The organism is Streptomyces sp. NPDC059668 (assembly GCF_042734135.1).
GTDB lineage: Bacteria > Actinomycetota > Actinomycetes > Streptomycetales > Streptomycetaceae > Streptomyces.
Genome location: NZ_JBHWEL010000119.1, coordinates 6979 through 18500, shown reverse-complemented (window position 1 = coordinate 18500; position 11522 = coordinate 6979). Strand labels below are relative to the sequence as shown.

10 protein-coding genes are annotated in these 11522 nt (G+C 72.5%); 6 read left to right on the top strand and 4 right to left on the bottom strand.

The window, feature by feature from the left end:
- Positions 1 to 128: 128 nt before the first annotated feature.
- From ACFV2J_RS41035 to ACFV2J_RS41020, 4 genes are all read right to left on the bottom strand, one after another.
- Positions 129 to 974, bottom strand: a complete 846-nt coding sequence (locus tag ACFV2J_RS41035; RefSeq protein ID WP_385095369.1) for a phospholipid scramblase-related protein — start codon at positions 972 to 974, stop codon at positions 129 to 131.
- 52 nt (positions 975 to 1026) lie between these two features.
- Entirely contained in the window at positions 1027 to 3078 is a 2052-nt protein-coding gene (locus ACFV2J_RS41030; RefSeq protein WP_385095373.1) for a phosphocholine-specific phospholipase C, read from the bottom strand.
- Between the two features lie 165 nt (positions 3079 to 3243).
- Positions 3244 to 4152: a hypothetical protein gene (locus ACFV2J_RS41025; protein WP_385095376.1), complete on the bottom strand. Its 909-nt coding sequence runs from the start codon at positions 4150 to 4152 to the stop codon at positions 3244 to 3246.
- A complete protein-coding gene (locus ACFV2J_RS41020; RefSeq protein WP_385095379.1) occupies positions 4149 to 4544 on the bottom strand; it encodes a hypothetical protein in 396 nt (131 codons plus the stop codon). Before ACFV2J_RS41020 ends, ACFV2J_RS41025 begins: the two co-directional genes overlap by 4 nt.
- Before the next feature lie 76 nt (positions 4545 to 4620).
- Here ACFV2J_RS41020 and ACFV2J_RS41015 point away from each other — a divergent pair, with 76 nt between their 5' ends.
- The 6 genes from ACFV2J_RS41015 to ACFV2J_RS40990 all read left to right on the top strand — a co-directional run bounded on the left by ACFV2J_RS41015 (position 4621) and on the right by ACFV2J_RS40990 (position 11334).
- The gene (locus tag ACFV2J_RS41015; RefSeq protein ID WP_385095382.1) at positions 4621 to 5010 is read left to right on the top strand and encodes a hypothetical protein; all 390 of its coding nucleotides are present in this window, start codon (positions 4621 to 4623) and stop codon (positions 5008 to 5010) included.
- Positions 5010 to 8060, top strand: a complete 3051-nt coding sequence (locus tag ACFV2J_RS41010) for a CHAT domain-containing protein (RefSeq protein ID WP_385443581.1) — start codon at positions 5010 to 5012, stop codon at positions 8058 to 8060. The genes ACFV2J_RS41015 and ACFV2J_RS41010 overlap by 1 nt, the downstream gene beginning before the upstream one ends.
- Before the next feature lie 350 nt (positions 8061 to 8410).
- A complete protein-coding gene (locus ACFV2J_RS41005; protein ID WP_030224351.1) occupies positions 8411 to 8614 on the top strand; it encodes a cold-shock protein in 204 nt (67 codons plus the stop codon).
- 364 nt (positions 8615 to 8978) lie between these two features.
- Positions 8979 to 10550, top strand: coding sequence for a DEAD/DEAH box helicase (locus ACFV2J_RS41000; protein WP_385095594.1), 1572 nt, complete (start codon positions 8979 to 8981; stop codon positions 10548 to 10550).
- A gap of 160 nt (positions 10551 to 10710) precedes the next feature.
- Positions 10711 to 10959 (top strand): hypothetical protein, encoded by a 249-nt coding sequence (locus ACFV2J_RS40995; protein WP_385095591.1) that lies wholly within the window; start codon positions 10711 to 10713, stop codon positions 10957 to 10959.
- Positions 10960 to 11016: 57 nt separating this feature from the next.
- Complete coding sequence (locus tag ACFV2J_RS40990; RefSeq protein ID WP_385095588.1) at positions 11017 to 11334, top strand: SCO5918 family protein; 318 nt, start codon at positions 11017 to 11019, stop codon at positions 11332 to 11334.
- Positions 11335 to 11522: the final 188 nt, after the last annotated feature.

The window sequence follows — 11522 nt, the reverse complement described above, 5'->3', positions numbered from 1 at the left end:
GAACCGCGCGTGCCCCTGGATTGACCGCGTCCGGGGGTCAGGGCACCGGGGTGGGGGGGGCGGCGGGGGGCACGGGGGGGCGGGTGTGCGCGCCGGCGCCCCCCTTTCTCTTTCTCTGCTGCGCCAGGTCAGCCGAGCCCGCGGGAGTCCTGCTTGAGCGCGGTGTCCACGGTCAGCGCCGTCGCGATGACGAGGCTGAGCAGCGGCTCGGGAAGCTGGTAGTGGATCTGGAGGACGTAGTTGTCCGCCGTGGTGAACATCGTCTTGGCGAGGCCTTCCCAGGTCTTGGTGATCCGGGCGACCTCGTTGCCGCTGTGGTCGACGATGGCGAAGTTCCAGGCGCGCCAGTTCTCCGCCTTGATGGCGCCGACCTGCTGGCCGTTGACGTTGATCGCGAAGTTGATCTTCCCGATCATGTTCTGCTGCACGATCTCGCCGACCGGCTGGCCGTCCGGACGCTCCACGACCACCCGCGACTTGATGAACTTCGCGGGACGCGTGAGCCGCAGCACCGGCTGCCCGTGGGCGTCACGGATCTCCAGCTTGTGCGTCATGTACTGGTCGATGCTGGAGACGAAGCGCAGCGCCTTCTTCAGGCCGCTCTGACCGACCTCGACGACCGCGCCGAGCTGGTTGCCCTGCTGGTCCATGACCTTGTACTCGTTGGTCAGCTCGATCAGCTTGGCCTTCTGGTTCACCACCAGCACCGGCTCGGTGAACAGGGTGCCGCCACCGGCACCGCCGGCCGCGACCCCGGCCTGCTGGTGCACCTGCTTGTGCACGCGCGGGTCGGGGGCCGGCGCCGGCTGTCCGTACGGCTGCTGTGCCTGCTGCGGAACCTGCTGTCCGGCCGGGGCCTGCTGGTCCGCATTCGTGTGTTCGGTCCACTGCGAGCCGTCCCAGTACCGGAGCGTCCGGGGCGCCCCGTGCGGATCCGGGTACCAACCTGCAGGAGTGTTCGAATGCGTGGTCACCGGGGCACACTACCGCGCATCGGCCGGAAATTGTCCCCTGTCCCGACAGCCATCAGCCGGTGACGATCGCGGGGTCGCTCACACCCGGACGGCCGTTCTCGACATGTCCGGCGAACCGCCGCGAGAAGCCCGTGTGCGCCGCGGACTCGACGGTCAGGTCGTACCAGCGGTGGCCGGCCCGCAGGTCCACCCGGTGCCGCACCGTCGCGCCCGGCCGCACCTTGAACGAACAGGGCCGGCCACCGTAACCGTCGGTGAGCTTCAGCTCGACCGTGCCCGAGCCCTTGTTGGTGAGGGTCAGCTCCAGGCCCTCGCCGACGTGGCGGGCGGTGACCTCGGGTCCCGCGGTCTTCCCGGGGCCCTTGAACCCGCGCAGGAAGCCGTTCGGACCGTGCACCGTCAGGTCGTACGAGCCGTTCGAGTACGCCGAGTTCCAGGTGTCCGACACCGTCTTCCCGGCCTCGGCGGTGTACGTCCAGGGGCCGTCGGTGCGGTTGCCGGAGGTGACGAGGAAGGCGGCGCCGGCCTTGGCACCGGAGCCGAAGGTGAGCGTGAACTTCCCGGCCGTCCAGTCCGCCGAACCGTCCACCAGGGGCGCGTACTTGAGCGGGCGGGCGGGCCGCGAGCCACGCTCCTGCCTGGGCAGCACGGGGTGGGCGGGCGGGGTCGGGACGTAGTCGGGGTGCCGGTCGTGGTCCGGCGGCAGATAGCCGTCGGTGTCCGGCAGCGCGACCGGCCTGGTGTCCTTGCGGGAGAAGTCGAAGGCGGCGGTCAGGTCACCGCTGATCGCGCGGCGCCAGGGCGAGATGTTGGGCTCGTGCACCCCGAAGCGCCGCTCCATGAACCGGATGATCGACGTGTGGTCGAGCGTCTCGGAGCAGACGTAACCGCCCTTGCTCCAGGGCGAGACGACCAGCATCGGCACCCGCTGGCCCAGCCCGTAGGGCCCGGCGGCGTGCGCGGCGTCGCCCTGGTGCAGGTCCGGCCCGACGTCGACCGTCGACCTGCCCTGCGCGGCGGACTGCGGCGGGAAGGGCGGCACCAGGTGGTCGAAGAAGCCGTCGTTCTCGTCGTACGTGATGAACAGGGCCGTCTTCGCCCACACCTCGGGGTCGGAGGTCAGCGCGTCCAGCACCTGTGCGATGTACCAGGCACCGTAGTTGGCGGGCCAGTTGGGGTGCTCGGTGAAGGCCTCGGGCGCGACGACCCAGGAGACCTTGGGCAGCTTCCCGCCCTTGACGTCCGCCCTGAGCTGGTCGAAGAAGCCCTCGCCCTTGCGGGCGTCGGTGCCGGTGCGGGCCTTGTCGTACAGCGGGTCACCGGGCTTGGCGTCGCGGTACTGGTTGAAGTACAGCAGCGAGTTGTCGCCGTAGTTGCCGCGGTAGGCGTCCGGGATCCAGCCCCAGGAGCCGTTCGCGTCCAGGCCGTCGCCGACGTCCTGGTAGATCTTCCACGACACCCCGGCCGCTTCCAGCCGCTCCGGGTACGTCGTCCAGTCGTACCCCGCCTCGTCGTTGCCGAGGACCGGGCCGCCGCCCTTGCCGTCGTTGCCCGTGTAACCCGTCCACATGTAGTAGCGGTTGGGGTCGGTGGAGCCGATGAACGAGCAGTGGTACGCGTCACAGATGGTGAACGCGTCGGCGAGCGCGTAGTGGAACGGGATGTCCTCACGCGTCAGGTACGCCATCGTCGTCGACGACTTGGCGGGCACCCACTTGTCGTACCGGCCCTGGTTGAAGGCGGTGTGGCCGTCGCTCCAGCCGTGCGGCAGGTCCTGGATGAACTGCAGGCCCAGGTCGTCGGCGTCGGGTCGGAAGGGGAGCACGTCCTTGGTGCCGTCCGACTGGTACCAGACCGACTTGCCGTTCGGCTGGGTGACCGGACGCGGGTCCCCGAAGCCCCGGACACCTCTCAACGAGCCGAAGTAGTGGTCGAAGGACCGGTTCTCCTGCATCAGCACGACGATGTGCTCGACGTCGTCGATCGTGCCGGACGCGTGGTGCGCGGGCAGTGCGGCGGCCCGCTCGATGCTGTTCGACAGAGCGGTGAACGCCGCTGTGCCACCGGCGAGTTGGAGGAATCGGCGTCGGTTCACTTGAGGCATGACTGGGTGACCTCTTGTCCTGACGTGATGCGTGGGATGAGACCTGCGCGGGGGGAGTGTTCCAAGAGGAACGAACGCCGGGGAAGACCCCGTGGCGCTCGTGTGACCGACAGGAGTCCGCGATGCGAACACCGGCGGCCCGTCCCGTCGCGCCGGTGCGCGGGCTCAGACCCCCTTGCGGAGGACGGCGGTGATCTCCGCACCGGCCTCCCGGTCCAGCCGTCCCGGGCAGGACACCCCCAGCGCGAGGGCCAGTTCGCGGCCGTGCAGGTCCACCGCGGACTCCACCAGCTCGGCGAACGCGTCCATGGCGGCCCTCCCCCGGCGCAGTCCGACGGCCGCGAGGCCCAGCGCGATCAGCGCGGCCGGCCACCACCGGACGGCGAGCAGCAGATAGGGCCCGCTCCAGGCGGTCAGCCGGACGGCCGCGTCGTAGACGTCACGCGCGCCGCGCAGTTCGGTGCGGGTGTCGCCGGGCAGGACGAGCCAGAGCCGGGACCAGGCGGAGTCCAGGTCGAGCCGGTACGCCCGGTGGATCCGCAGGTCCAGGGCGCGCACCCGGTCACCGGTCCAGCAGGGGTGGACGGGCTCCTCCAGGGAGATCCGGTTGCGGGCCGCCGCGAGCCGTGCCAGGTCGGCGGTGGTGCCGGGGCCGAACGGCGCCCCCAGCCCGACGGCCCGCGCCTCCGCCCGCGCGTAGGCGTCCTCGGCCGCCTGCCAGCGCCGCCGCCTGCGCTCGGTCAGCCGGCGGCCCGGCACCCTCGCGGGGCCCGGCCAGTCCCCCGTCCAGCAGCGCTCCACCACACCGCCCAGGGCCTGCGCGGCGAGGCCCAGTCCGGCGGACGCGATCACCGTCGCGGAGGCCGCCAGCACCACACCTCCGGCCGAGCGGCTCACGGGGTGCCCGGCCAGCCCGTCGAGCGCCCGGACGACCCGCCCCACGTCGTACCAGTGCGCCTGGCCGAGCAGCCGTCCGGCCCCGGCGACCGCCAGGAACAACAGGCCCGAGGGCACCAGGTAGGTGAGCCAGCGCGCGGCGAGGTTCCTCCCGAGCTCGGCGAGGACGGCGTTCACGAGAGCGTGCGACGGCGCAGCGGCTCGCCGTACAACCGGCAGACGGGCGGGACCGGTTGGTTGCGGGCGGGGCTGCGCCGGTCGCACCGCTCGCGGGGGCAGACGTACGCCTCCACCACGGGGTGTCCCTCGACGGCGGCCGGGAGCCCGCCGATCCCCGCGCCGCGGAAGGCCCGCAGGCCGGCCGCCACCCCGCTGCGGCGCAGCAGCCGGTGCAGTTCCGCCTGCGGGCCGGCCGGGTCGCCGTCGCCCCGCAGCGATACCAGGATCCCCTCCAACTCCGGCCCGAGGCCGGGAGGAACGAACTCCCGGATCTCGTCCAGCCGCGCGCAGACGTCGGCCCGCGTCGCCGTCGCGCCGCCGTTCCCGTCACCGGTGCCGGTGTCACCCATCCGTGCAACCTCCCTACACAACAACCGAGTTGAGAGGATACTGGGCGCTCACCGACGATCACGGGGGGTGATGCCGATGTTCTGGCGTCGACGCGCACGGGCACGCGGGGCGGAGCGGGGCGGGCCGGACGGGGTGCGGTTCACCTTCCGGGCGATGCCGTCGGAGGCGGAGCTGCGCCGGGCGGCCGAGACCGGATCCCCACAGGCCCTGAACCAGTACGGCGTCAGGTTACGGATCGACGGACGCCTGGAGGAGGCCGTCGAGGTCCTCACCCCGGCGGCGCGGGGCGGCCATCAGGACGCCACCGCCAATCTCGCCCTGACCCTGCTCTCGCTCGGGCGCGGCGAGGAGGCCGCCGCGTGGTTCGAGCGGAACGGCCCGATGGGCGAGGCGATGGCCCGGCGCATCCGGGAGGGGCGTGACGAGGACGACGCTCCGGGGTCCCCTGGCCGGCCCGCTCACTGATGGCCACCCCGTACGACCTGTTCGGCACGCCCGGGTACGAGCAGTTGCTGGCCGTCCTGGGAGGCGCCGAGGAAGCGCTCGCCCGCTACGAGTCCGCCGGCCGCCTCTCCGATCTCGAACGCGCCCTGGTGCTCTTCGACGCGCTGCTGACGAGAGCCGAGAACATCGATCTGCGCAGCGCCGCCATGAACGGCGTCGGGATGGTGCTCTGGTCCCGCTACGAGCGGTTCGGGGAGCCGGACGACCTGGACGGGGCGATCACCCTGTTCCGTGAGGCCCTGGCCCCCTACGGAGCGGAGGTCACCGTCACCACGCCGTCCTACTGGACGAACCTGTCCGGCGCGCTGCGGCTGCGCTGGCTGCGCACTCGTGACGCACGGGACCTGGACGCCTCCGTCGACGCCGTCAGGACGGCCCTGGTCTCGACGCCCTCCCGGGGCGCGTTGCGCTCCAACCGCCTCAACAGCCTGGGGGACGCACTGCTCAGCCTCTTCCAGCTGCACGGCGACTCCAGCGCGCTCGCCGAGGCCCTGAGCAGCTTCCGGGAAGCGGTGGCCTGCACCGATGCGGGTACGGACGAGGGTGTCTGGGCCCGCTCCAGCCTCGCCGAGGCCCTCCGCCATCATCACCGCTGGTCCCCCGACGGCGCGCCGGAGGCGCTCGACGAAGCCGCGGGTCTGGCACGGGAGGTGCTCGCCGGGGTCTCCCGGCGCCACCGGTTGTACCCGCGGTTCCTGTCCAACCTCGCCCTGGTCCTGACCGACCGTCACACGGCCCGGTCGGACCCCGCCGACCTGCGCGAGGCCGCCCGCGCCGCCCGGCGCGCGGTCGCCGCCACCCCGGCCGGACATCCCAACCTCGTACAGCGCAACGCGGTGCTGGCGACCGTGCGCCGCCTGGAACTCGTCGGCGCCGCCGGCCGCCGTGCCGCCGGCCCCGGCGTCACGGACCCCGGCGCCATGGACCCCGGTGCCACCGGCCCGGGTACGGCCGGACGCCTCGACGCCGGCGGGGTGCCGGCCGGCGCCGGAGCCCCCCGCCGACCTTCGCGGCGCGAACGACGGGCCCTGCGCGCGTGGATACGGGCCACCGGGCAGGCGTACGCCGCCACCCCCGAGGGACATGCGCTGCGCGGGCTCGCCCTGCTCCACCACGGTTCGGCACTGGCCACCAAGGCGGTGACCGAGGACGACGCGCGGGCCCGGGAGGCGGCGGTCGCGCTGTACCGGCGGGCGGCGCGTGACCCGGCCATGGACGTGAGCGTCCGGGTGGGCTGTGCGCGCCTGTGGGCACTGAGTGTCCTCGACGGCGGCGGGGCCTCACCGGCTGACGGCCGGGCCGCGGCGATGGAGCCGTACCGGCTCGCGGTCGAGCTGCTGCCGCGTACCGCCTCGTACCGCGTCGGACGCATGGACCGCGCACGCCAGTTGGGTGACTTCGCGGGGCTCGCCAGCGACGCGGCCGCGTGCGCGCTGGATCTCGCCGACGCCCGGCCACCCGCCTCGGCACCGGCCGCTGCGACACCGGCCGGCCCGAAGACGTCCGACCCGAAGACGTCCGGCTCGGAAGCCTCCGGCCCGGAGGCCTCCGACGCGGAAGATTCCGGTGCCGAGTTGGCCCTGCGGCTCCTTGAGCAAGGGCGTGGCGTGCTGCTCGGGCAGGCGCTCGACGCCCGCACGCGGAGCGCGGAGCTGCTGAGCCGGGTGCCGGACGGACTCGCCGCGGAATGGCGGATGCTACTCCCCCAGCTCGACCGTCCCGAGGCCGCCGTCTTCACCTCGTCGGAGCCGGGCGGGACGAAGGAGCGCACGGCGGACGAGCCGTTGACGGGCGAGGACCGGCACGCCCTGGCCGAGCGCTGGGAGCGGCTTGTGGAGAGCGTCCGGCAAGTGCCGGGCTGCGAGAACTTCCTGCGGCTCCCCCGCACGGACGAGATGCTCGCCGGGATCGGCGAGGCGGGCCCGGTCGTCGTCGTCAACGTCAGCCCGCTGCGCTGTGACGCGCTCCTCCTGCACCAGGGGCGCGTGCGGTCCGTACGGCTGGAGGGGCTGCGTCACGCGGAGGCGGAACGGCGGACGGACGCCTTCCGCGCCGCGATCCGGGCGACGGGCGACCACTCCCTCCCGCTGTCCGCGCAGCGGGACGCGCAGGCGGAGGTCCGGGAGACGCTCGCGTGGTTGTGGACGGCCCTGGCCGAACCGGTCCTGGCCGCGCTCGCCGACCAGGGATGGCCCGGGAAGGATTCCACGGGAGGACCGGCCCGCCTGTGGTGGGTTCCCACGGGCCCGCTCACCGCACTGCCCCTGCACGCGGCCGGCCTGCACCAGGAGGAGGGGGACAACCTGCTGGACCGAGTGGTCTGCTCGTACGCCCCGACCGTCAACAGTCTCGTGCACGCACGGCGGCGCGAGGCCGAACGCCAGGACCCGGCCCGGCCCGAGCCCACCGCCCCGCTGATCGTCGCCGTCCCCGAGGCACCGGGCCTGGGATCCCCGCCGCTGGAAGGCGTACGGGAGGAGGCGGCGCGGCTGGCCCGACGCCCCGGCGCCCGTCTGCTCCTGGGCGAGGACGCCGTACGGCGCTCCGTGCTGGAGGCGCTCCCCCGCCACGCGTGGGCCCACTTCGCGTGTCACGCCGTCGGCGCGCTCTCCGGGGCGGCGGCCGGTCACGTGGTGCTGCACGACCACGCGACGGCTCCGCTCACCCTCTCCGACGTCGCCCGGCTCCGGCTCCCGGAAGCACGACTGGCCTATCTCTCGGCCTGCGAGACCACGAGCGGCCGCAGGGAGTTCGCCGACGAGGCGCTGCACATCACCGGGGCGTTCCACATGGCCGGGTTCACCCATGTCGTAGGAACCCTGTGGGCGGTCGCCGACGACACCTCCCTGGAGGTGAGCGAGCGGTTCTACGCGTCGTTCGACCCCGCCCGTCCCTTTCCCGGACATACGGCACACGCCCTGCGCGACGCGGTGCGCGATGTCCGCGAGAACGTCGAGGGGGTCCGGGAGAACCCCAGTCTGTGGGCTCCCTACATCCACGTCGGGCCTTAGCCGCCCGTGCCCGAGGTCTTGCCGACCCTCCGCGGCGGGCCACGGCCGGGACGCCGCTCGGCCCACAATATCTGTGACCGCGAAGTGAGAAATGAATAGGACGCACAAGGAAGATTCCTCGCCCGACAGGCGGAGCAGAGTTATCCAGCGCACATGATCGATCGCACCGTGCTACTGTCGATGTCAGTTGCAGTTGTGGTTCCCTAAAACTTGCGAGTGCCCTCACCGTCCTTCCATGCCGGTGGAGCTCCTTTTTATCTCCGGATTCATTTTTTCCGGCGGGGTGATCATCACGGCGACGCGGAGTCCGCACACCGCGCACTCCGAACACCGCCCCGAAGGAGATCTACATGGCTACCGGTACCGTGAAGTGGTTCAACGCGGAAAAGGGCTTCGGCTTCATCGAGCAGGACGGCGGCGGCGCCGACGTCTTCGCCCACTACTCGAACATCGCCGCCCAGGGCTTCCGCGAGCTCCAGGAGGGCCAGAAGGTGTCCTTCGACATCGCTCAGGGCCAGAAGGGCCCGACGGCCGAGAACATCGTTCCCGCCTGACGCCGTCACGTACTTCGCAGCTGGGGCCCGCACCATGGGGTGCGGGCCCCGGCTCGCGGCGTTTTCGGGCACGGCCCCTCCGCCGGACCGCGGCGTTCTGACCCGCGGCACGACGTAGAGGATTCACCTCCCCACCCCACGGGAATGCTCGGCCCAGCACTCCGGATGCGAATTTCCATCCTCTCCATGGAGTGCCCGGGCTCCGCCGCCGGAACCGCGCCATTTCTCTGAGCGCCGTTTTCCATGAGCATTCCCCCGCGGATCCGTATCGGTTCCGCACTGTCCCGGCTCGTTCTTGCGATTCTCTGCGCTGCCCTTCGCTGCGGGAATTCCTTGATACGCGCCGCATCAAGGAAGGTTCCGCATGAACCGCACGCGCACGAACGACCGCTACTCCCGCACCCGCACCGGAGGTGCCGGCTCCGCGAGGGGCGGCAGCCGCTTCGGGTCCTCGAACGCCGGACGCTCCGGGGGATCGCGGCGCCCCGAGGGCCAGGGACGCCGGCAGACCTCGCAGCAGGGCGAGTTCGCACCGCCGGTGACGCTCACCCCCGCGTTGCCCGCCGTCGAGGCGTTCGCCGATCTCGCCATGCCCGCCCCGCTGTTGGAGGCGCTCGGGCACGAAGGCGTGACCGTACCGTTCCCGATCCAGGCGGCCACCCTGCCGAACTCCCTCGCCGGCCGTGACGTGCTCGGCCGCGGACGCACCGGTTCGGGCAAGACCCTCGCCTTCGGCCTCGCCCTGCTGGCCCGCACGGCCGGCCGGCGCGCCGAGCCGCGACAGCCGCTGGCCCTCGTCCTCGTGCCCACCCGCGAACTCGCCCAGCAGGTCACCGACGCGCTCACCCCGTACGCCCGCGCCGTCAGGCTGCGACTGACCACCGTGGTCGGCGGAATGTCGATCGGCAGGCAGGCAGGCGCGCTGCGCGGCGGGGCCGAGGTCGTCGTCGCCACGCCGGGACGGCTCAAGGACCTCATCGACCGTGGCGAGTGCCGCCTCGACCAGGTCGCCATCACCGTCCTCGACGAAGCCGACCAGATGACCGACATGGGATTCATGCCGCAGGTCACCGCGCTGCTCGACCAGGTGCGCCCGGAGGGCCAGCGGATGCTGTTCTCCGCCACCCTCGACCGCAATGTCGACCTGCTGGTGCGCCGCTACCTCACCGACCCCGTGGTCCACTCCGTGGATCCGTCCGCGGGCGCGGTCACCACCATGGAGCACCACGTGCTCCATGTGCACGGCGCGGACAAGCAGCGGACGACGACGGAGATCGCGGCCCGCGAAGGCCGGGTGATCATGTTCCTGGACACCAAGCACGCCGTGGACCGGCTGACCGAGCACCTGCTCCAGAACGGCGTCCGCGCCGCGGCCCTGCACGGGGGCAAGTCCCAGCCGCAGCGCACCCGGACCCTGGCCCGGTTCAAGACCGGGCACGTGACGGTCCTGGTCGCGACCAACGTCGCGGCACGCGGGATCCACGTCGACAACCTCGACCTGGTCGTGAACGTCGATCCGCCCACCGACCCCAAGGACTACCTGCACCGGGGCGGCCGCACCGCGCGCGCCGGCGAGTCCGGCAGCGTCGTCACCCTGGTGACTCCCCAGCAGCGCCGCGACATGACCCGGCTGATGGCCGCGGCCGGCATCACCGCACGGACCACCCAAGTACGTTCGGGTGAGGAGGAGTTGAGCCGCATCACGGGCGCTCAGGCCCCTTCGGGCGTGCCGGTGGTCATCACCGCGCCGGTCGTGGAACGCGCGCGGCGTGGCTCCTCCTCGGGCTCCCGCGGTTCCTCCGGCTCCCGCGGCTCGTCCGCCCGGGGCTCCGGCTCCTCCCGGGGCCGGCGTGGCGGCACCGGACAGGGGCGGCCCACCGGCGAGGCGGCGCGCCGTACGGCACGTCGGCCGTCCTCCCTCGACTCCGCGGCCTAGTGACACGGCACCAGCACCGGCGGCATCGCACTTCGTGACGGGACAGCTCACCCCACTTCGCAGGAGGCACCCTTTGACACTGGCACTCGCCTTGACCCTGACGACGGCTCAGACGCGGCACCGCCAGGCGGACACCGCCCCCCCGGCCACGATCGACGCCATGGACGTTTCCGGACCGCGGGTCTTCGACGACATGACCGTCGAAGTGGCCCTGTCCGTCATGGCCAGTGCCCGTGTCGGGTACCTGCTCCTGTGCGACGAGGACGAACAGTGCACGGGCGCGATCACCCGGGCCCAGCTCATCGCCGTCCGCGACAGCTCCGCCTACACGGACCGGATCCGGGTACGGGACGTCCTCGCCGCCGGTGGACGCGACCGCGTCCCGGGCGCGCTCACCCTCGCCCGCTGATCCGGCCAGCCCGGTCGCACCCACTTCCTCCTCTTCCCCGCTCCCCTGTGAGGCATCATGCGCTGCGTCATCGCCCGGTTCCCGTTCGACCTCTCCAAGAGCGGGGTGCTCGCCTCGATGAAGGGCGTCAAGCCCGAGCCAATCACCGGTGAGTCCGTCCTGATCGGACGTCGCCACTACCCCGTCAAGCAGGTGGGCGAGGTCATCACCCGCCAGGACCGACGCGACTTCACCGGCGGGGAGGTCACCCGGGCCATGACCCGCCTCGGCTTCACCTGCCAGGGCGGCCAGGAGACCGTACAGCCCACCCGTGTCCTCACGCCGCTGCAGAACGCGTCGGCGCTGCTCGGCAGCCCGGCCCCGCTGGGACTCTGAGGAGTCGAGGACGTACGGACTCCGCGTTTCGCGCGGGCGTCCGGAAGTCTCTGACGGAAGCGGTCGGCAGCAGCGGCCGCCGGGACGAGGGGGGGGGGGGCCCGCCCGGAGATGGGGCCCCGCCCCCTCGGGGGTGTGGGGGGACCGCGCGGCCTGACCGCAACCCCCCCCAGCGGGGGGCCCCCCCA

Coding starts and splice junctions, on each gene's coding strand:
- ACFV2J_RS41015 (WP_385095382.1), top strand. CDS start 4,621: ATGTTCTGGCGTCGACGCGCACGGGCACGCGGGGCGGAGCGGGGCGGG.
- ACFV2J_RS40990 (WP_385095588.1), top strand. CDS start 11,017: ATGCGCTGCGTCATCGCCCGGTTCCCGTTCGACCTCTCCAAGAGCGGG.
- ACFV2J_RS41010 (WP_385443581.1), top strand. CDS start 5,010: ATGGCCACCCCGTACGACCTGTTCGGCACGCCCGGGTACGAGCAGTTG.
- ACFV2J_RS41005 (WP_030224351.1), top strand. CDS start 8,411: ATGGCTACCGGTACCGTGAAGTGGTTCAACGCGGAAAAGGGCTTCGGC.
- ACFV2J_RS41020 (WP_385095379.1), bottom strand. CDS start 4,544: ATGGGTGACACCGGCACCGGTGACGGGAACGGCGGCGCGACGGCGACG.
- ACFV2J_RS40995 (WP_385095591.1), top strand. CDS start 10,711: ATGGACGTTTCCGGACCGCGGGTCTTCGACGACATGACCGTCGAAGTG.
- ACFV2J_RS41030 (WP_385095373.1), bottom strand. CDS start 3,078: ATGCCTCAAGTGAACCGACGCCGATTCCTCCAACTCGCCGGTGGCACA.
- ACFV2J_RS41000 (WP_385095594.1), top strand. CDS start 8,979: ATGAACCGCACGCGCACGAACGACCGCTACTCCCGCACCCGCACCGGA.